This window comes from Streptomyces sp. NPDC090994 (assembly GCF_044768905.1).
GTDB lineage: Bacteria > Actinomycetota > Actinomycetes > Streptomycetales > Streptomycetaceae > Streptomyces.
In genome coordinates this window covers 124,030-144,204 of sequence record NZ_JBIVWS010000009.1, presented here as the reverse complement: position 1 = coordinate 144,204, position 20,175 = coordinate 124,030, and the positions used below count along the sequence as shown (strand labels likewise).

Annotated in this window: 16 protein-coding genes and 1 pseudogene; 14 read left to right on the top strand and 3 right to left on the bottom strand. The window is 71.6% G+C overall.

Annotated elements, in window-relative coordinates:
• The first annotated feature begins 47 nt into the window (after window positions 1-47).
• The 8 genes from ruvC to relA all read left to right on the top strand — a co-directional run bounded on the left by ruvC (window position 48) and on the right by relA (window position 9,385).
• A complete protein-coding gene (ruvC, locus tag ACIQR3_RS20575) occupies window positions 48-587 on the top strand; it encodes a crossover junction endodeoxyribonuclease RuvC (RefSeq protein ID WP_403540827.1) in 540 nt (179 codons plus the stop codon).
• Window positions 584-1,189: a Holliday junction branch migration protein RuvA gene (gene ruvA / locus ACIQR3_RS20570; RefSeq protein WP_403540825.1), complete on the top strand. Its 606-nt coding sequence runs from the start codon at window positions 584-586 to the stop codon at window positions 1,187-1,189. The genes ruvC and ruvA overlap by 4 nt, the downstream gene beginning before the upstream one ends.
• Window positions 1,190-1,260: 71 nt before the next feature.
• On the top strand, window positions 1,261-2,343 hold the full coding sequence (ruvB, locus tag ACIQR3_RS20565) for a Holliday junction branch migration DNA helicase RuvB (protein WP_403540822.1): 1,083 nt from the start codon (window positions 1,261-1,263) through the stop codon (window positions 2,341-2,343).
• 230 nt (window positions 2,344-2,573) lie between these two features.
• A complete protein-coding gene (yajC, locus tag ACIQR3_RS20560) occupies window positions 2,574-3,062 on the top strand; it encodes a preprotein translocase subunit YajC (protein ID WP_403540820.1) in 489 nt (162 codons plus the stop codon).
• A 129-nt stretch (window positions 3,063-3,191) separates the two neighbouring features.
• Window positions 3,192-4,988, top strand: coding sequence for a protein translocase subunit SecD (secD, locus tag ACIQR3_RS20555; protein WP_403540817.1), 1,797 nt, complete (start codon window positions 3,192-3,194; stop codon window positions 4,986-4,988).
• Between the two features lie 3 nt (window positions 4,989-4,991).
• Window positions 4,992-6,116 carry a protein translocase subunit SecF gene (gene secF / locus ACIQR3_RS20550; protein ID WP_403540814.1) on the top strand — a complete coding sequence of 375 codons (1,125 nt, stop codon included), beginning with the start codon at window positions 4,992-4,994 and terminating at the stop codon, window positions 6,114-6,116.
• Window positions 6,113-6,655, top strand: coding sequence for an adenine phosphoribosyltransferase (locus ACIQR3_RS20545; protein WP_403540812.1), 543 nt, complete (start codon window positions 6,113-6,115; stop codon window positions 6,653-6,655). Before secF ends, ACIQR3_RS20545 begins: the two co-directional genes overlap by 4 nt.
• A gap of 192 nt (window positions 6,656-6,847) precedes the next feature.
• Entirely contained in the window at window positions 6,848-9,385 is a 2,538-nt protein-coding gene (gene relA / locus ACIQR3_RS20540) for a GTP pyrophosphokinase (protein WP_403540810.1), read from the top strand.
• Between the two features lie 116 nt (window positions 9,386-9,501).
• On the opposite strand, the gene ACIQR3_RS20535 is transcribed toward relA, so the two are convergent.
• Window positions 9,502-10,731, bottom strand: coding sequence for a DUF349 domain-containing protein (locus ACIQR3_RS20535; RefSeq protein WP_403540807.1), 1,230 nt, complete (start codon window positions 10,729-10,731; stop codon window positions 9,502-9,504).
• A gap of 135 nt (window positions 10,732-10,866) precedes the next feature.
• Window positions 10,867-11,685 carry a peptidylprolyl isomerase gene (locus ACIQR3_RS20530; protein WP_403540804.1) on the bottom strand — a complete coding sequence of 273 codons (819 nt, stop codon included), beginning with the start codon at window positions 11,683-11,685 and terminating at the stop codon, window positions 10,867-10,869.
• A gap of 180 nt (window positions 11,686-11,865) precedes the next feature.
• On the opposite strand from ACIQR3_RS20530, the gene ACIQR3_RS20525 reads away from it, so the two are divergent.
• From ACIQR3_RS20525 to rpsD, 5 genes are all read left to right on the top strand, one after another.
• Complete coding sequence (locus ACIQR3_RS20525) at window positions 11,866-12,573, top strand: MBL fold metallo-hydrolase (protein ID WP_403540801.1); 708 nt, start codon at window positions 11,866-11,868, stop codon at window positions 12,571-12,573.
• A 13-nt stretch (window positions 12,574-12,586) separates the two neighbouring features.
• Window positions 12,587-13,849, top strand: a complete 1,263-nt coding sequence (gene hisS / locus ACIQR3_RS20520; RefSeq protein WP_403540798.1) for a histidine--tRNA ligase — start codon at window positions 12,587-12,589, stop codon at window positions 13,847-13,849.
• A gap of 463 nt (window positions 13,850-14,312) precedes the next feature.
• Complete coding sequence (locus ACIQR3_RS20515) at window positions 14,313-14,975, top strand: vitamin K epoxide reductase family protein (RefSeq protein ID WP_403540795.1); 663 nt, start codon at window positions 14,313-14,315, stop codon at window positions 14,973-14,975.
• A 94-nt stretch (window positions 14,976-15,069) separates the two neighbouring features.
• Entirely contained in the window at window positions 15,070-16,425 is a 1,356-nt protein-coding gene (locus tag ACIQR3_RS20510; RefSeq protein ID WP_403540792.1) for a replication-associated recombination protein A, read from the top strand.
• Between the two features lie 291 nt (window positions 16,426-16,716).
• Window positions 16,717-17,331: a 30S ribosomal protein S4 gene (gene rpsD, locus ACIQR3_RS20505; protein ID WP_215168626.1), complete on the top strand. Its 615-nt coding sequence runs from the start codon at window positions 16,717-16,719 to the stop codon at window positions 17,329-17,331.
• Here rpsD and ACIQR3_RS20500 read toward each other — a convergent pair.
• A pseudogene (locus ACIQR3_RS20500) lies at window positions 17,319-19,524 on the bottom strand (ATP-binding protein). The gene rpsD and the pseudogene ACIQR3_RS20500 overlap by 13 nt on opposite strands.
• A gap of 201 nt (window positions 19,525-19,725) precedes the next feature.
• Between ACIQR3_RS20500 and ACIQR3_RS20495 the strand changes: the two are divergent.
• Window positions 19,726-20,169 carry a DUF948 domain-containing protein gene (locus ACIQR3_RS20495; RefSeq protein WP_215168624.1) on the top strand — a complete coding sequence of 148 codons (444 nt, stop codon included), beginning with the start codon at window positions 19,726-19,728 and terminating at the stop codon, window positions 20,167-20,169.
• Window positions 20,170-20,175 lie beyond the last annotated feature (6 nt).

The following is a 20,175-nucleotide window of genomic DNA, read 5'->3' as shown; positions in this document are numbered from 1 at the left end:
GGCACCCGATAGCCTGCACAAACAGGTGATCGAGGGGAGGGAGCGGCGTGCGCGTACTGGGAGTCGACCCGGGACTGACCCGCTGCGGGGTCGGCGTGGTCGAGGGAGTCGCGGGCCGCCCGCTGACCATGATCGGTGTCGGGGTCGTGCGCACCCCGGCCGACGCCGACCTCGGCCACCGCCTCGTCGCCGTCGAGCAGGGCATCGAGCAGTGGCTCGACGAGCACCGCCCGGAGTACGTCGCGGTGGAGCGCGTCTTCAGCCAGCACAACGTGCGCACGGTGATGGGCACCGCCCAGGCCAGCGCCGTCGCCATCCTGTGCGCCTCCCGGCGCGGCATCCCCGTCGCCCTGCACACCCCCAGCGAGGTCAAGGCCGCCGTCACCGGCTCGGGACGCGCCGACAAGGCGCAGGTCGGCGCCATGGTGACCCGGCTGCTGCGGCTCGCCGCCCCGCCCAGGCCGGCCGACGCCGCCGACGCCCTCGCCCTCGCCATCTGCCACATCTGGCGCGCTCCCGCGCAGAACCGGCTCCAGCAGGCCGTCGCCCTGCACACCCGCTCCGTACCGAAAGGCCGCCCCGCATGATCGCCTTCGTCAGCGGCACGGTCGCCGCCCTCGCCCCCGACGCCGCGGTGGTCGAGGTCGGCGGCGTAGGCATGGCCGTCCAGTGCACGCCGAACACGCTCTCCACGCTGCGTGTCGGCCAGTCCGCCAAACTCGCCACCTCCCTGGTGGTCCGCGAGGACTCCCTCACCCTGTACGGCTTCGCCGACGACGACGAGCGCCAGGTCTTCGAACTGCTCCAGACCGCCAGCGGCGTCGGCCCCCGCCTCGCCCAGGCCATGCTGGCCGTGCACAGTCCGGACGCCCTGCGCAGAGCCGTCTCCACCGGCGACGAGAAGGCGCTGACCGCCGTCCCCGGCATCGGCAAGAAAGGCGCCCAGAAGCTGCTGCTGGAGCTGAAGGACCGCCTCGGCGAGCCGGTCGGCGCCCCCGCCGTCGGCGCCCCGGTCTCCACCGGCTGGCGCGACCAGCTGCACGCCGCCCTCATCGGGCTCGGGTACGCCACCCGCGAGGCCGACGAGGCCGTGACCGCCGTCGCCCCCCAGGCGGCAGCGGCGGGCGGTACGCCCCAGGTGGGCGCGTTGCTCAAGGCGGCCCTGCAGACGCTGAACCGCGCCCGATAGCCGCCCGGACAGCCGCCCCGCCGGCTGCCCCCCGCCGTAGCGACCGTAGCGAGAACCGAGGCAGACCACACATGAACTGGGACGACGACACCGCCGCCGGCGACACCGGCGCCGCCGCCGAGCGGCTGGTGGGCCCGGCCGCCGACCGCGAGGACCAGGCCGTCGAGGCCGCCCTGCGCCCCAAGGACCTGGACGAGTTCATCGGCCAGGAGAAGGTCCGCGAGCAGCTCGACCTCGTCCTGCGCGCCGCCCGCGCGCGCGGAGCCACCGCCGACCACGTGCTCCTCTCCGGCGCCCCGGGCCTCGGCAAGACCACCCTGTCGATGATCATCGCGGCCGAGATGGAGGCCCCGATCCGGATCACCTCCGGACCCGCCATCCAGCACGCGGGCGACCTCGCCGCGATCCTCTCCTCCCTCCAGGAGGGCGAGGTCCTCTTCCTCGACGAGATCCACCGCATGTCCCGGCCCGCCGAGGAGATGCTCTACATGGCGATGGAGGACTTCCGCGTCGACGTCATCGTCGGCAAGGGCCCCGGCGCCACCGCCATCCCCCTGGAGCTGCCCCCCTTCACCCTGGTCGGCGCCACCACCCGGGCCGGCCTGCTGCCGCCCCCGCTGCGCGACCGCTTCGGCTTCACCGCCCACATGGAGTTCTACGAGCCGGCCGAACTGCGGCGCGTGATCCACCGCTCGGCCGGCCTCCTCGACGTCGAGATCGACACCGACGGCGCCGCCGAGATCGCCGGCCGCTCCCGCGGCACCCCCCGCATCGCCAACCGCCTGCTGCGCCGGGTCCGCGACTACGCCCAGGTCAAGGCCGACGGTGTGATCACCCGTGACATCGCGGCGGCGGCCCTGGCGGTCTACGAGGTCGACGCCCGTGGCCTGGACCGCCTCGACCGGGCCGTCCTGGAGGCCCTGCTGAAGCTGTTCGGCGGCGGTCCGGTCGGGCTGTCGACGCTGGCGGTGGCGGTGGGGGAGGAGCGCGAGACGGTCGAGGAGGTCGCCGAGCCGTTCCTGGTCCGCGAGGGCCTGCTCGCCCGTACGCCGCGTGGCCGGATCGGCACCCCCGCCGCCTGGGCGCACCTCGGCCTCACCCCGCCCCGCCCGGCGGCCGCGGGAAACGGACAAGGCGACCTGTTCGGGGCATGAGAGGGCTCCGGCGGGTGTCCGGGAGGGGCCCGGGAGAGGAGTGAGAGAAGCGTGAGGGAGCCGTGACGGCGAGGGCATTGGCCCGAGAGGGAACCCCGGTGCCATCCTGTGCGTTGTTCCCTGCGCGCGGACTCGCTTAGACTCCGCCGATGCCGCCCTTGTCGGCTGCGTACGACACCCCCAACCATCAGGCCGCTCACAGCGCGGTCGTGTGAAGGAAGTACCGACCCGTGAGTCTCATGACCCTCCTCCCGTTCATCGTGCTCATCGGGGCCATGTTCCTGATGACCCGGTCGGCGAAGAAGAAGCAGCAGCAGGCCGCCGACATGCGGAACCAGATGCAGCCCGGCTCCGGTGTCCGCACCATCGGGGGCATGTACGGCACGGTCAAGGAGGTCAGCGAGGACACGGTCCTCCTCGACGCCGGTCCGGGCGTCGAACTGCTCTTCGCGAAGAACGCCATCGGTGCCGTCCTGAGCGACGACGAGTACAACCGCATCGTCCACGGCATCGAGCACGACCTGAAGTCCGACGAGGACCTCGTCCCGGACGACGCCTCCTCCCTCACCGGGGCCGACGACTCCGCCGCCGCCTCCGACGCCCCCGACGACAAGGTCGAGCTGGGCAAGAAGGACGAGCCCGCCGCGGACGCCGCGCCCGCCGAGGCGGCGACGGACGAGCCGCTGAAGAAGTCCGAGGGCGACTCCGAGGCGAAGTAACCGTGCCCCGGGGCGCGCGGGCCGTGCCCGCGTGCCCTTGGACATGCGCGGTTCCCGCGGGATCCCGACACCATGTCATGGCCGTCGGCGCACCGACGCGCGAGGCGGCCCGAGAGGGAGTACGAGAAGGTGGCAGCACCTAAAAAGGGCCGGAACGCGAGCGCCCAGAGCAAGCCGGGGCGCTCGCTGGCCCTGATCCTGATCGCCATCGTGGCGCTCACCGGAGGGATGTTCGCCTCCGGGCACACCACTCCGCGTCTCGGTATCGACCTGGCCGGCGGCACGAGCATCACGCTCCGGGCCGAATCGGAGCCCGGCCAGGAATCCGCGATCAACAAGACCAACATGGACACCGCGGTCGAGATCATGGAACGCCGTGTCAATGGTCTGGGTGTCTCCGAGGCCGAGGTACAGACCCAGGGCGACCGGAACATCATCGTCAACATTCCCAAGGGGACGAACTCCGAGGACGCCCGGAAGCAGGTCGGTACCACCGCCAAGCTCTACTTCCGCCCGGTCCTCGCCACCGAGGTCTCCGGCGTGGCCGCCACGGCCAGCCCCTCGGCGAGCGCCTCCGGCAGCGCCTCCGCGTCGCCCGACGCCTCCGAGAGCACCTCGGAGAAGGCCACCGACGGCGACGAGAGCGCCTCGCCCTCCGACAGCGCCTCGGCGTCCGCCACCTCCCAGGGCCGCGCCCTCACCGACGCCCTGAAGGCCGACGCCACCCCGTCGACGACCGACTCCGCGAGCGCCGCCGCCTCCGACTCCGCGTCCCCGAGCGCCTCCGCGTCGGCGTCCGCCTCCGCGGACGACAGCGCGCTGCAGGCCGCGTACACCAAGCTCGACTGCACCGACGAGGCGCAGCGCGCCAAGGCCGGCGACGGCGCCAAGGACGACGAGTCCATGGTGGCCTGCGGCCAGAACGCGCAGGGCCAGTGGCAGAAGTACATCCTCGGCCCCGCCGAGGTCGACGGCACGGACGTCGACAAGGCCTCGGCCGTCTTCAACACGCAGACCGCCGCCGGCTGGACGGTCACGATGGACTTCACCGACGGCGGCGCCAAGAAGTTCGCGAGCATCACCGGCAAGCTGGCGCAGAACCAGTCGCCGCAGAACCAGTTCGCGATCGTCCTGGACAACGAGGTCGTCTCCGACCCGTACGTCAGCCAGGCGCTGACCGGTGGCAACGCCGAGATCTCCGGCAGCTTCACGCAGGAGGAGGCGCAGAACCTCGCCAACATGCTCTCCTACGGCGCCCTCCCGCTGAGCTTCAAGGAGGACAGCGTCACCACCGTCACCGCCGCGCTCGGCGGTGACCAGCTGGAGGCCGGCCTGATCGCCGGCGCCATCGGCCTCGCCCTGGTCGTGCTCTACCTGCTCTTCTACTACCGGGGCCTGTCGTTCATCGCCCTGCTCTCGCTGCTGGTCTCCGCGATCCTGACGTACGTCATCATGTCGCTGCTCGGCCCGACCATCGGCTTCGCGCTGAACCTGCCGGCCGTCTGCGGCGCCATCGTCGCCATCGGCATCACGGCGGACTCGTTCATCGTCTACTTCGAACGGGTCCGGGACGAGATCCGCGAGGGCCGCTCGCTGCGCCCCGCGGTCGAGCGCGGCTGGCCGCGCGCCCGGCGCACCATCCTGGTCTCCGACTTCGTGTCGTTCCTCGCCGCCGCGGTCCTCTTCATCGTCTCCGTCGGCAAGGTCCAGGGCTTCGCGTTCACGCTGGGTCTGACCACCCTGCTCGACGTGGTGGTCGTGTTCCTCTTCACCAAGCCGCTGCTGACGCTCATGGCCCGCCGCACGTTCTTCGCGAGCGGCCACAAGTGGTCCGGGCTCGACCCGAAGAGCCTCGGCGCCAAGCCGCCGATCCGCCGCACGCGCCACCCCCGTCCCGCCGGCCCTGTCGACCCGAAGGAGGCGTGAGCGATGTCGAAACTCGGCGAGCTCGGCGCCAAGCTGCACCACGGCGAGGTCGGCTACGACTTCGTCAAGAACCGCAAGCTCTGGTACGGCATCTCGATCCTGATCACCATCACGGCCATCGTCGGCCTGGCGGTGCGCGGCCTGCACATGGGCATCGAGTTCCAGGGCGGCGCGGTCTTCACCACACCGAAGAACACCAGCGTCTCGGTCTCCCAGGCCGAGGAGCACGCGGAGACGGCCTCCGGCCACGACGCGATCGTCCAGAAGCTCGGCGACGGCAGCCTGCGCATCCAGATCGCCGGCATCGACACCGGCACGTCGGACCAGATCAAGAAGGAACTCTCCGAGGACCTGAAGGTCGACGCCGAGCAGATCAACGCCGAACTGGTCGGCCCCAGCTGGGGTGACCAGATCGCCAACAAGGCGTGGCAGGGCCTGGGGATCTTCCTGGTCCTGGTGGTGATCTACCTGGCGATCGCCTTCGAGTGGCGGATGGCGCTCGCCGCCTTCGTCGCCCTGATCCACGACATCACCATCACCGTCGGCATCTACGCCCTCGTCGGCTTCGAGGTCACGCCGGGCACGGTGATCGGTCTGCTGACCATCCTCGGCTACTCGCTGTACGACACGGTGGTCGTCTTCGACAGTCTCAAGGAACAGACGAGGGACATCACCAAGCAGAACCGCTGGACCTACGCGGAGATCGCCAACCGGTCGATCAACAGCACCCTGGTCCGCTCCGTCAACACCACGGTGGTGGCGCTGCTGCCGGTGGCGGGCCTGCTCTTCATCGGCGGCGGCGTGCTCGGCGCCGGCATGCTCAACGACATCTCGCTGTCGCTGTTCGTCGGCCTCGCGGCCGGCGCGTACTCCTCGATCTTCATCGCCACGCCGCTCGTCGCCGACCTCAAGGAGCGCGAGCCGCAGATGAAGGCGCTCAAGAAGCGCGTCCTGGCCAAGCGCGCCCAGGCCGCCTCGAAGGGCGAGTCCGTCGAGGAGACCGACGCCCACGCGGACGGGCCGTACGACGACGACCCCGAGGACGCCGCCCCCGCCGTCGTCGGCCCCCGCAACCAGCCCGCGTCCCGCACCCGGGGCCGCGGTCGACCCTCCGGGAAGCGCCGATGACCGACATCCAGGAGCTGCTGCTCAGCCGCATCCGGGACGTGGCGGACTACCCGGAGCCGGGCGTGGTGTTCAAGGACATCACCCCGCTGCTCGCCGACCCGGAGGCGTTCGGCGCCCTCACCGACGCCCTGGCCGCCATCGCCAAGGACACCGGCGCCACCAAGGTCGTCGGTCTGGAGGCCCGGGGCTTCATCCTCGGCGCCCCTGTCGCCGTCCGCGCCGGCCTCGGCTTCATCCCCGTACGCAAGGCCGGCAAGCTCCCCGGAGCCACCCTCGGCCAGGCGTACGACCTGGAGTACGGCTCGGCCGAGATCGAGATCCACGCCGAGGACCTCGGCCCCGACGACCGCGTCCTGGTCGTCGACGACGTCCTGGCCACCGGCGGCACCGCACAGGCGTCGCTCCAGCTGATCCGGCGGGCCGGCGCGCGCACCGCGGGTGTGGCCGTCCTGATGGAGCTGGGCTTCCTGGACGGGCGTGCCCGTCTGGAGCCGGAGCTGGACGGCGCCCCGCTGCACGCGCTGCTCACCGTCGGATAACCCCGGCGCGGCCGCCAGGACACCGGCCGGACAGGGCAGAGGGCGGGCCCGGAGGAATCCGGCGCCCGCCCCACGCGTTCCTCCCGTAGACGGGCCTCACAGCGGCCTGCGGGTCATCCCGGGACCCGGGATGGCTACCATGGGGTTTCCGGAGCCTGACCGGGGGACCCGGATCGCGCACGAGGAGTCCTCTTGCCAGACGAGGCCCAGCCACTGACAGCCGCCAAGCCCGAGTCCGCCTCGGCGCCCGCGGCCAAGCCCGCGCCCAGCACCCCGCACGCGAAGAACGACAGCCGCGGGACGCTCCAGCACACCCAGTCCGCGCCCGTCGACAAGACCGCGGACCAGCAGGCACGCCCCAAGCCGGTCCCACCCGAGCGCCCGCAGAACGCGCCCGTGGTGCGCGCCCCCGCGGGCCAGCCCGCCCGCAGCGGCTCCTCCAACCGCGTCCGCGCCCGTCTGGCCCGCCTCGGCGTCCAGCGCGCCAACCCGTACAATCCGGTCCTGGAGCCGCTGCTGCGCATAGTCCGCGGCAACGATCCCAAGATCGAAACGGCGACTTTGCGCCAGATCGAGCGCGCCTACCAGGTCGCCGAGCGCTGGCACCGCGGCCAGAAGCGCAAGAGCGGCGACCCGTACATCACGCACCCGCTCGCCGTCACCACCATCCTCGCCGAGCTGGGCATGGACCCGGCCACCCTTATGGCGGGGCTGCTGCACGACACCGTCGAGGACACCGAGTACGGCCTCGACGACCTGCGCCGCGACTTCGGCGACGTCGTCGCCCTCCTCGTCGACGGCGTCACCAAGCTGGACAAGGTCAAGTTCGGCGAGGCCGCACAGGCCGAGACCGTGCGCAAGATGGTCGTCGCCATGGCCAAGGACCCCCGCGTCCTGGTCATCAAGCTCGCCGACCGGCTGCACAACATGCGCACCATGCGCTACCTCAAGCGCGAGAAGCAGGAGAAGAAGGCGCGCGAGACCCTGGAGATCTACGCGCCGCTCGCCCACCGCCTGGGCATGAACACCATCAAGTGGGAGCTGGAGGACCTCGCCTTCGCGATCCTCTACCCCAAGATGTACGACGAGATCGTCCGGCTGGTCGCCGAGCGCGCCCCCAAGCGCGACGAGTACCTCGCCGTCGTCACCGACGAGGTCCAGCAGGACCTGCGCGCCGCCCGCATCAAGGCGACCGTCACCGGCCGCCCCAAGCACTACTACAGCGTCTACCAGAAGATGATCGTCCGCGGCCGGGACTTCGCGGAGATCTACGACCTGGTGGGCATCCGCGTCCTGGTGGACACCGTCCGCGACTGCTACGCGGCGCTGGGCACGGTCCACGCCCGCTGGAACCCGGTTCCGGGGCGGTTCAAGGACTACATCGCGATGCCCAAGTTCAACATGTACCAGTCGCTGCACACGACGGTCATCGGGCCCAGCGGCAAGCCGGTCGAACTCCAGATCCGTACGTTCGACATGCACCGCCGCGCCGAGTACGGCATCGCCGCGCACTGGAAGTACAAGCAGGAGGCCGTCGCCGGCGCCTCCAAGGTGCGCTCCGACGCCCCCCGCACCACCGGCAAGGACGACCACCTCAACGACATGGCGTGGCTGCGCCAGCTGCTCGACTGGCAGAAGGAGACCGAGGACCCCGGCGAGTTCCTGGAGTCCCTGCGCTTCGACCTGTCCCGCAACGAGGTCTTCGTCTTCACCCCCAAGGGCGACGTCATAGCGCTCCCGGCCGGTGCCACCCCCGTCGACTTCTCCTACGCCGTCCACACCGAGGTCGGCCACCGCACCATAGGAGCACGGGTCAACGGGCGCCTCGTCCCGCTGGAGTCCACCCTGGACAACGGCGACCTGGTGGAGGTCTTCACCTCCAAGGCACCCGGCGCCGGACCGTCCCGCGACTGGCTGGGCTTCGTCAAGTCACCGCGGGCCCGCAACAAGATCCGCGCCTGGTTCTCCAAGGAGCGCCGGGACGAGGCGATCGAGCAGGGCAAGGACGCCATCGTCCGCGCCATGCGCAAGCAGAACCTCCCCATCCAGCGCATCCTGACCGGCGACTCCCTGGTCACGCTCGCGCACGAGATGCGCTACTCCGACATCTCCGCGCTGTACGCGGCGATCGGCGAGGGCCATGTCTCCGCGCAGAACATCGTGCAGAAGCTCGTCCAGGCCCTCGGCGGCGAGGAGGCGGCCAGCGAGGAGATCGACGAAGCGGTGCCGCCGTCGCGGGGCCGTGGCCGCAAGCGGCGCAGCAACGCCGATCCGGGCGTGGTGGTCAAGGGCGTCGACGACGTCTGGGTCAAGCTCGCCCGATGTTGCACGCCCGTCCCCGGCGATCCGATCATCGGCTTCGTCACCCGCGGCAGCGGCGTCTCCGTGCACCGCAGCGACTGCGTCAACGTGGACTCGCTCTCCCGCGAGCCCGAGCGCATCCTGGAGGTCGAGTGGGCGCCCACCCAGTCCTCGGTCTTCCTGGTCGCCATCCAGGTCGAGGCGCTCGACCGCTCCCGGCTGCTGTCCGACGTCACCCGCGTCCTGTCCGACCAGCACGTCAACATCCTCTCCGCCGCCGTCCAGACCTCCCGCGACCGCGTCGCCACCTCCCGCTTCACCTTCGAGATGGGCGACCCGAAGCACCTCGGGCACGTCCTGAAGGCCGTACGGGGCGTCGAGGGCGTCTACGACGTGTACCGGGTGACCTCGGCGCGCAGGCCGTCGTAAGCACCGCCAGGACACACGGACAAACGGACACGCGGACACACGGACACACGGAGACACGGACACACGAAAGGGGCTCCCGTACGGCGCGTACGGGAGCCCCTTTCGGGGTACGGCGGTCAGCCGCCGAACTCCTGCAGACCCTTCAGCGCCTGGTCCAGCAGCGCCTGGCGGCCCTCCAGCTCACGCTGGAGCTTGTCCGCGCGGGCGTTGTTGCCCTGTGCGCGGGCCTGCTCGATCTGCTGGTGGAGCTTGTCCACGGCGGCCTGGAGCTGGCCGGTCAGCCCCTCGGCACGCGCGCGTGCCTCCGGGTTGGTACGGCGCCACTCGGACTCCTCGGCCTCCTGGAGCGCCCGCTCGACCGCGTGCATCCGGCCCTCGACCTTCGGCCGGGCGTCGCGCGGAACGTGCCCGATGGCCTCCCAGCGCTCGTTGACCGCGCGGAACGCGGCGCGGGCCGCCTTCAGATCCGTGATCGGCAGGAGCTTCTCGGCCTCCTCGGCCAGCTCCTCCTTGAGCTTGAGGTTCTCGGACTGCTCCGCGTCCCGCTCGGCGAAGACCGAGCTGCGCGCGGCGAAGAAGACGTCCTGGGCACCGCGGAAGCGGTTCCACAGCTCGTCCTCGTGCTCGCGCTGGGCGCGGCCCGCCGCCTTCCACTCGGCCATCAGCTCGCGGTAGCGGGCGGCCGTCGGACCCCAGTCCGTCGAACCCGACAGCGCCTCGGCCTCGCCGACCAGCCGCTCCTTGATCCGGCGGGCCTCCTCGCGCTGCGCGTCGAGCTGCGCGAAGTGCTGCTTGCGCCGCTTGGAGAACGCCGACCGGGCGTGCGAGAAGCGGTGCCACAGCTCGTCGTCGGACTTGCGGTCCAGCCGGGGCAGCCCCTTCCAGGTGTCCACCAGCGCCCGCAGCCGCTCACCGGCGGCCCGCCACTGGTCGGACTGGGCGAGCTGCTCGGCCTCGGCGACCAGCTCCTCCTTGGCCCGGCGAGCCTCGTCGGACTGCTTGGCCCGCTGCGCCTTGCGCTCCTCGCGCCGCTTGTCCACCAGCCCCACGAGCTGGTCCAGCCGCTTCCTGAGCGCGTCCAGGTCGCCCACCGCGTGGTGCGCGTCGACCTGCTCGCGCAGGTGCTGGATCGCGGCCTGGGCGTCCTTCGACGACAGGTCGGTGGTCCGCACCCGCTTCTCGAGGAGGCCGATCTCGACCACCAGGCCCTCGTACTTGCGCTCGAAGTAGGCCAGCGCCTCATCGGGCGAGCCGGCCTGCCAGGAACCGACCACCTGCTCGCCGTCGGCCGTACGCACGTACACGGTCCCCGTCTCGTCGACGCGGCCCCACGGGTCGCTGCTCACAGCGCCTCCTCCACATGATGCCTGCGGAGGGCTTTCCCACCCCCGGGCATCGTCCACAGTTTCGTCACCGCCAACATAGGCGACCGGCGGGGGGCCTGTCCGCATCCCGCACGACCGAAATTCCGCAGTTGACAGTCAGGATTTCGCGACGGTCGCCTTGTCGATCACGACCGTCGCGTTCGGTGCTCCGTCACCGGCGCCGGTGCTCTCGCCCGCGGCGGCGATCTTCTTGAGCACCTTCATGCCGGCGTCCGAGATCGTGCCGAACGGTGTGTAGCTGGGCGGCAGCTCACTGTCCTGGTACACCAGGAAGAACTGGCTGCCGCCGGAGTCCGCCTGACCGGTGTTGGCCATCGCCACCGTGCCCGCCGGGTAGATGTTGTCCTTCAGGCTCTTGTCCTTCAGGTTCTCGTCCGGGATCGTGTAGCCGGGACCGCCGGTGCCCTGCCCGGTCGGGTCGCCGCACTGGAGCACGTAGATGCCGCTGGTGGTGAGCCGGTGGCACGTGGAGTGGTCGAAGAAGCCCTTGCCGGCCAGGAAGTTGAACGAGTTCACCGTGTGCGGCGCCGCCGACGTCTTCAGGGCGATGTCTATCTCGCCGCACGTCGTGTCCAGCGTCATCGTGTAGTCCGCCGACTTGTCGATGGACATCGCCGGCTCCTTCTTCCAGGTCTTCGTCGAAGCCTTGCCCGCCGCCGCCTTGTCGCACGGGTCGGGAGCCTCGGACGCCGACGCGCTGGGCGACGCCTCGGCGCTCGCGTTCTCCTTGTCGTCGTCGCCCTTGAGCGTGCCGGTCGTGTACAGCGCGAGGCTGCCCACCAGCACCACGCCGAGCACCGACGCGATCACCGAGTTCCGCACCCGCGCCTTGCGTCGCGCGGCGGTGCGCCGCTGCTGCTGCCGCAAGAACTTCTCCCGGGCGAGCTGACGCCGCCGCTGTTCCTGGCTGACCACCGGGTTGTCTCCTATGCGTCTTCGTGTGCCGACCGGTACGCGTGCGGGCCCGTGGGCCGACCGCCTGCGCTAGCCCCGTACCGTATATGGGTTCGCTGAGGAATCGGCACCGCCGGTAGGCTCTGACCACGGGCGCAGCCCGCTCACAAGCCACCCGTATCGACACAACGAAGGACGATCGTGCTCATTGCCGGGTTCCCCGCCGGGGCCTGGGGGACGAACTGCTACCTCGTCGCCCCGGCCGCCGGTGAGGAGTGCGTGATCATCGACCCCGGCCACCAGGCCGCCCAGGGAGTCGAGGAGGCGCTGAAGAAGCACCGGCTCAAGCCGGTCGCCGTCGTCCTCACGCACGGCCACATCGACCACGTGGCGTCGGTCGTCCCGGTGTGCGGAGCGAACGACGTACCCGCGTGGATCCACCCGGCGGACCGCTACATGATGAGCGACCCCGAGAAGGGCCTCGGCCGGTCCATCGGGATGCCGCTGATGGGCGAGCTGAGCGTGGGGGAGCCGGACGACGTACGGGAGCTGGCCGACGGCGCGAAGCTGGAGCTGGCGGGGCTGGAGCTGACCGTGGCGCACGCGCCGGGCCATACCAAGGGGTCGGTGACCTTCGGCCTGCCCGAGGCGGCGGACATCCCGCCGGTGCTGTTCTCGGGCGACCTGCTGTTCGCCGGCTCCGTCGGACGCACCGACCTGCCCGGCGGCTCCATGGACGACATGGTCGAGTCCCTGACCCGCGTGGTCCTGCCGCTCGACGACACGACCGTGGTGCTGTCCGGACACGGCCCCCAGACGACCATCGGCCAGGAGCGCGCCGCCAACCCGTATCTGCGGCAGGCGGCTTCCGGCCAGGAAGCCCCCGGGGCTTCCCGACGAGGAATGTGACGAGAGACCTTCCGTGAGCACCTTCAAGGCCCCCAAGGGCACGTACGACCTGCTGCCGCCCGACTCCGCGAAGTACCTGGCCGTCCGCGAGGCGATCGCGGCCCCGCTGCGCGACTCCGGCTACGGCTACATCGAGACGCCCGGCTTCGAGAGCGTCGAGCTGTTCGCGCGCGGTGTCGGCGAGTCCACCGACATCGTCACCAAGGAGATGTACGCCTTCGAGACCAAGGGCGGTGACCGGCTCGCCCTGCGCCCCGAGGGCACGGCCTCCGTGCTGCGCGCGACGCTGGAGGCCAGCCTGCACAAGACGGGCAACCTCCCCGTCAAGCTCTGGTACTCCGGCTCCTACTACCGCTACGAGCGCCCCCAGAAGGGCCGTTACCGCCACTTCTCGCAGGTCGGCGCCGAGGCGATCGGCGCGGAGGACCCGGCGCTCGACGCCGAGCTGATCATCCTGGCCGACCAGGCGTACCGCTCGCTGGGCCTGCGGAACTTCCGGATCCTGCTCAACTCCCTGGGCGACAAGGAGTGCCGGCCCGTCTACCGGGCCGCCCTCCAGGAGTTCCTGCGCGGCCTGGACCTGGACGAGGACACCCTGCGCCGCGCCGACATCAACCCGCTGCGCGTCCTGGACGACAAGCGCGAGTCGGTGCAGAAGCAGCTCGGGGACGCGCCGCTGCTGCGCGACTACCTCTGCGACGCCTGCAAGGCGTACCACGAGGAGGTCCGCGAGCTGATCACGGCGGCGGGCGTCGTCTTCGAGGACGACCCGAAGCTGGTGCGCGGCCTGGACTACTACACGCGCACCACGTTCGAGTTCGTCCACGACGGGCTCGGCTCCCAGTCCGCGGTGGGCGGCGGCGGCCGTTACGACGGCCTCTCCGAGATGATCGGCGGCCCCGCGCTGCCGTCCGTCGGCTGGGCCCTCGGCGTCGACCGCACGGTCCTCGCCCTGGCGGCCGAGGGCGTCGAGCTGGACCTCCCCGCCACCACCTCCGTCTTCGCCGTACCGCTCGGCGAGGAGGCCCGCCGCGTCCTGTTCGCCAAGGTCACCGAGTTGCGCAAGAACGGCGTCGCCGCCGACTTCGCCTACGGCGGCAAGGGCCTCAAGGGCGCCATGAAGAACGCCAACCGCAGTGGCGCCCGCTACACGATCGTGGCCGGCGAACGCGACCTCGCCGAGGGCGTCGTCCAGCTCAAGGACATGGAGTCCGGCGAGCAGACCGCGATCGGCGTCAACGAGATCGTGGCGGAGCTGGAGTCCCGGCTCGGCTGAGCCCGCCCCTCGCCCGGTGCGGCACGGTCACTGCTCCAGCAGCCCGTGCCGCACGGCGCCGGTGCCGGCCGCCGTGCGGTCGTCGACGCGCATCGCGCGCGGGGTTGCCGTCGAGGTCCGTCAACCCCGCGGGCGCCGATTCGTCCTGCCGGACGAACCCGATCCGAGAGCGCCACACGCGCGTGCCGCGCGCCGGGTCCGCGCCCGGCATCCGGACCTCGCCGCCGTCCCCGGGCACGGTTGCCCTGGAGGATCCCCGCCACAGTGCGTGCCCGCGCCGTCGGGCCCGAGCACGGCCGGTTCGTTCGCCTGTGCGCTCGTGGTTCACGCGTTGTCCGGAACCACGCCCCCGGGGAGGACCGAGCGTCCTTCCTTATGTCCACCGAACGGTGGACACGCGCGTGCGTGCGGCACAATGACCGTGCCCGAAGAAGATGAGACCTCAAGTGACGGAATCGGCGTGATGAGCAAGACGACAGTCAGAGACGTCTCCACGGACCCCGAGCCCGCGTCCGGAGCCGGTGCCGTCGCGCCGGGTGCGGCGGGCGGCAGCCGCGCGTTCGCCGTGATGCTGGTGATCACCGGCGCCGCCGGACTGCTCGCCGCGTGGGTCATCACGATCGACAAGTTCAAGCTGCTCGAAGCCAAGGTCGCCGGCACCACCTTCGTCCCCGGGTGCAGCCTGAACCCCGTCGTCTCCTGCGGCAGCGTCATGGAGAGCGACCAGGCGTCCGTCTTCGGCTTCCCCAACCCGATGCTCGGCCTGGTCTGCTACGGCATCGTGATCTGCGTCGGCATGAGCCTGCTCGCGCGGGCCCGCTTCCCGCGCTGGTACTGGCTCACCTTCAACGCGGGCACGCTCTTCGGCGTGGGCTTCTGCACCTGGCTGCAGTTCCAGTCCCTGTACCGGATCAACGCGCTGTGCCTGTGGTGCTCGCTGGCCTGGGTCGCCACGATCGTCATGTTCTGGTACGTGACCTCGTTCAACGTGCGCAAGGGCTTCCTGCCCGCGCCGAACTGGCTGCGCGGCTTCTTCGGCGAGTTCACCTGGGTGCTGCCGGTCCTGCACATCGGCATCATCGGCATGCTGATCCTGACCCGCTGGTGGGACTTCTGGACCAGCTGACCCGCACCGCCCCCCCGGGCGTCGCCGACCGGACCCACGGGCCCGGCCGACGGCGCCCGTCGCGTTGTCAGTGCGGTCCTTTAGGGTTTCGAGCGTGGAGCCCGATCTGTTCACCGCCGCCGCAGAAGAACGCCAGGAGAAGGACCCCTCCGGCAGCCCCCTGGCCGTCCGGATGCGCCCGCGCACCCTCGACGAGGTCGTGGGCCAACAGCACCTGCTGAAGCCCGGCTCCCCGCTGCGCCGCCTGGTGGGCGAGGGCGCCGCCGGCCCCGCCGGCCCCTCCTCGGTGATCCTCTGGGGCCCGCCCGGCACCGGCAAGACGACCCTGGCGTACGTCGTCTCCAAGGCCACCAACAAGCGGTTCGTGGAACTGTCGGCGATCACCGCGGGCGTCAAGGAGGTCCGCGCGGTCATCGACGGCGCCCGCCGCGCGGTCGGCGGGTACGGCAAGGAGACCGTCCTCTTCCTCGACGAGATCCACCGCTTCAGCAAGGCTCAGCAGGACTCCCTGCTGCCCGCCGTCGAGAACCGCTGGGTGACGCTGATCGCCGCGACCACCGAGAACCCGTACTTCTCGGTGATCTCCCCCCTGCTCTCCCGCTCCCTCCTGCTGACCCTCGAACCCCTCACCGACGACGACGTCCGCGGCCTGCTCCGCCGCGCCCTCACCGACGACCGGGGCCTCAAGGGCGCCGTCACCCTCCCCGAGGACACCGAGGACCACCTGCTGCGCATCGCCGGCGGCGACGCCCGCCGCGCCCTGACCGCCCTGGAGGCCGCCGCCGGGGCCGCGCTCGACAAGGGCGAGCCGGAGATCACCCTGGCCACGCTGGAGGAGACCGTCGACCGGGCGGCGGTCACGTACGACCGCGACGGCGACCAGCACTACGACGTCGCCAGCGCCCTGATCAAGTCCATCCGCGGCTCCGACGTCGACGCCGCCCTGCACTACCTGGCCCGCATGATCGAGGCCGGCGAGGACCCCCGCTTCATCGCCCGCCGCCTGATGATCTCCGCCAGCGAGGACATCGGCCTCGCCGACCCGAACGCGCTGCCGATCGCGGTCGCCGCCGCCCAGGCCGTCGCCATGATCGGCTTCCCCGAGGCCGCCCTCACCCTCAGTCACGCCACCATCGCCCTCGCCCTGGCACCCAAGTCCAACGCCGCGACCACCGCCATCGGCGCCGCCCTGGACGACGTACGCAAGGGGCACGCCGGGACCGTCCCGGCCCATCTGCGCGACAGCCACTACCAGGGCGCGGGCAAGCTCGGCCACGGGCAGGGGTACGTCTACCCGCACGACCTGCCGGAGGGCATCGCCGCCCAGCAGTACGCCCCCGACGCCCTGAAGGACCGCGAGTACTACACCCCGACCCGGCACGGCGGGGAGGCGCGGTACGCGGACGCCGTGGAGTGGACCAGGAAGCACCTCGGTCGAAAGAGGCCCTGAGCACCCTGTAAACTCGATCGGAGTGCCGAGTCCCGTGCCGTCAGAGCGGGACAACCGGCCGGAACCCCAGCGGGTTCCAGGAGCGTCGCGCACCGTCGAAGGTGTCGCGGGCAGCCCACCACCCCTCGTCGCAGGACGGGACCGGTCGGTGGGCCACTCGCGTGCTGCACGTATGTGCCCAGACCAGGGAGCGGCTGCCCGACAGGTCCCACGCGGACCCGGCGGGTTTCCCCGGCTGCGGATGCGACCTCCCTCAACCCTGGCAAGCCGAACACTAGGAAATGAGAGACAGTGGCGAACCAGTCCCGCCCCAAGGTCAAGAAGTCGCGTGCCCTCGGCATCGCGCTGACGCCGAAGGCCGTCAAGTACTTCGAGGCCCGCCCCTACCCGCCGGGTGAGCACGGCCGCGGCCGCAAGCAGAACTCGGACTACAAGGTCCGTCTGCTGGAGAAGCAGCGTCTGCGTGCCCAGTACGACGTGTCCGAGCGTCAGCTCGTCCGCGCCTACGAGCGTGCCTCCAAGGTCCAGGGCAAGACCGGTGAGGCCCTGATCGTGGAGCTGGAGCGCCGCCTCGACGCGCTGGTCCTGCGCTCGGGCATCGCCCGCACGATCTACCAGGCCCGCCAGATGGTCGTCCACGGCCACATCGCGGTCAACGGCCAGAAGGTCGACAAGCCGTCCTTCCGCGTCCGCCCCGACGACGTCGTGCAGGTCCGCGACCGCTCCAAGGAGAAGACGCTGTTCCAGGTCGCGCGTGAGGGTGGCTTCGCCCCCGACGGCGAGACCCCGCGTTACCTCCAGGTGAACCTCAAGGCCCTGGCGTTCCGCCTGGACCGCGAGCCGAACCGCAAGGAGATCCCGGTGATCTGCGACGAGCAGCTCGTCGTCGAGTACTACGCCCGCTGATCCCAGCCGGCCGCGGTACCCGGGCCCGCCGTCTCCCCGCCCCGTGGGCGGGCGGGGCGGCGGGCCTCGTCATGTCCCCGGCGTCCTCGTCGGCCGCGCGGGACGACGCGGCCCCGGCAGCGCCGCCGGCCCCTCGGACCGCCGCAGCGCCCGGGCCACCGCCTCCTCCCGGCCCAGCCGCGCCCCCCGCCGCAGGCACTCCTCGTACGCCCCGTCGCCCAGCCGGTCGCGGGCCGCCGCCTCGCACAGCTCGCGCGGCGCGTTGTAGTGCGCCGAGCCGAACAGTTGCAGCCCCACCGCGGGCCACATCCGCCCCGCCGCCCCCTGGAGCACCGCCGCCTCCGCCGCGTCGCCCTCCGTCACCGTGACCAGGGCCAGCAGTTCCAGCGACAGCACCGCACCCAGCAGGTCACGGAAGCCGTGGGCGTCGCCCAGGCAGACGGTCAGCAGCCGCCGGGCCCTGCCCGGATCACCGTCGCTCCAGGCCGCGTACGCCAGCACGTACAGCGCGTAGGCGCGGGCCCAGCGCTCGCCGTGGTCGTCGCACACCCGGCGCACGTCCTCGCACAGCCGCACCGCCTCCGCCAGATCACCCTGGAAGGCCCGCGTCATCGCCAGCTCCACCTGGGCCATCAGCACATTGCTGTTCAGCTCGCCGGTCTCCCGGTACCGCGCCAGCGCGGAGCGCAGCAGCGTCTCGGCGCCCGCCACGTCATCGGTGATCAGCGCCAGACAGCCCGAGCGGTGCACCGCGTACGCCAGCGCCGTCGGATTGCCGGCCCGCTCCGCCTCCCGGTGGCACTCCTCGAGCGTCGCCCGCGCGCACACCGTGTCGCCCTGCAGGACCGCCACGTACGCCAGCACCCACAGCGCCTTGAGCCGGGACTGCTCGTGCGCGGTCCGCTCCGCGTCCAGCCGCACCACCTGCTCCAGCCAGTGCCGCCCCTCCGCCAGCCGCCCGCAGCCCGCCCAGTGGAACCACAGGGAGCCCGCCAGGTACTGGCCCAGGTGCGCCCCGCACGGATCGGACAGGCAGTGGTCCAGGGCGACGCGCAGATTCGGCAGCTCGGCCTCGACGCGCGCGGCGACCTCCGACTGGCGCGGCGAGAACCACTCCAGCTCGCACCAGGTCGCCAGGCCCACGTACCAGTCGCGGTGCCGCCGCCGCAGCCGCGGAGCGTCCCCCGTCGCCGCCAGCCACTCGGCGCCGTACGCCCGCACCGTGCCGAGCATCCGGTAGCGCGCCCCGGCCGGTGTCTCCTCGCGGGTCAGCACGGACTGGGCGAGCAGCGCGGAGAGCACGTCCAGCACGTCGTCGGCGGGCAGGCCGTCACCGCCGCACACGTACTCCACGGCCTCCAGGTCGAACCGTCCCGCGAACACCGAAAGACGCGCCCACAGCAGCCGCTCCCCGGGCGTGCACAGCTCATGGCTCCAGCCGATCGCCGTGCGCAGCGCCCGGTGCCGGGGCAGCGCCGTCCGGTTCTCCCCGGCCAGCAGCCGGAACCGGTCGTCCAGCCGGCCGAGCACCTGCTCCGGCGTCAGCACGCCCAGCCGTCCCGCGGCCAGCTCGATCGCCAGCGGGATGCCGTCCAGCCGCCGGCACAGCTCCCGCACCTCGGCGCCGTCCCCGCCCCCGATCTCCACCCCGTGCTGGGCGGCGCGCACCGTCAGCAGGGCCACCGCCTCCTCCCCGCTCAGCGGCGCCAGCGGGAACAGCCGCTCGCCGGAGACGGCCAGCGGCCGGCGCCCCACCGCCAGCACCCGCAGCCCGGGAGCCCGGCCCAGCAGCTCCGTCACCAGCCGGGCACACGCGTCCACCAGGTGCTCGAATCCGTCGAGCAGCAGCAGGACCTCGCGGTCGGCGAGGTGGGCGAGCAGGGTCTCGCGGGGCGTCCGGGTGGTGTGGTCGGTCAGGCCGAGCGCCTCCACCACCGCGTAGTCCACGAACTCCGGGTCGCGCACGGGAGCCAGCTCCACCCGCCAGACCCCGTCCCGCGGAGCCGACCGCGCGGCGGCCCGCTCCGCCAGCCGCGACTTGCCGACCCCGCCCACCCCGGTGACCGTCACCAGCCGCGCGCCGCGCAGCGCGTCGTCCAGCTCGGAGAGTTCCGCCGCGCGTCCGACGAAGGCGTCCAGTTCCAGCGGCAGATTCCCGGCCGGGAACGTTTCGTCATGCCGTTGATCACGCATAGGGAACGCAGCGTACTGAAGCGTGCGCGGTGCGTACAAACGTCTCGCACACCCGCGCCGCACGCGGACGGTAATCCGGTACGGACCTCCACCCCCGGCGCGATAGGCTCGGTGCACGACTTTCCGTGTTCTCGATGGTCTCGACGGTCATGACGGACGTGAAGTCGACGTAGCGAAGTTCTGGCACGTTTCAGGGAGCGGGTGCACACAGTGTCCGGTGGCGAGGTGGCCGGGATCCTGGTGGCCGTGTTCTGGGCGATCCTGGTCTCCTTCCTCGCCGTCGCACTGGTGAGGCTGGCGCAGACGCTCAAGGCGACCACCAAGCTCGTGGCGGACGTGACCGACCAGGCCGTCCCGCTGCTGGCCGACGCCTCCACGGCGGTGCGCTCGGCGCAGACCCAGATCGAACGGGTCGACGCGATCGCCTCCGACGTCCAGGAGGTCACCTCCAACGCCTCGGCGCTCTCCACCACCGTCGCCTCCACCTTCGGCGGCCCCCTGGTCAAGGTCGCGGCCTTCGGCTACGGCGTGCGCCGGGCGATGGGCGGCCGCAAGGAGGACGTGCCGGCCAAGACAGCCAGGCGCACCGTCGTGGTGGGCCGTACCGTCCCGGCGACGCGGCGGGCCAAGCGGAAGAAGGACTGACCCAGC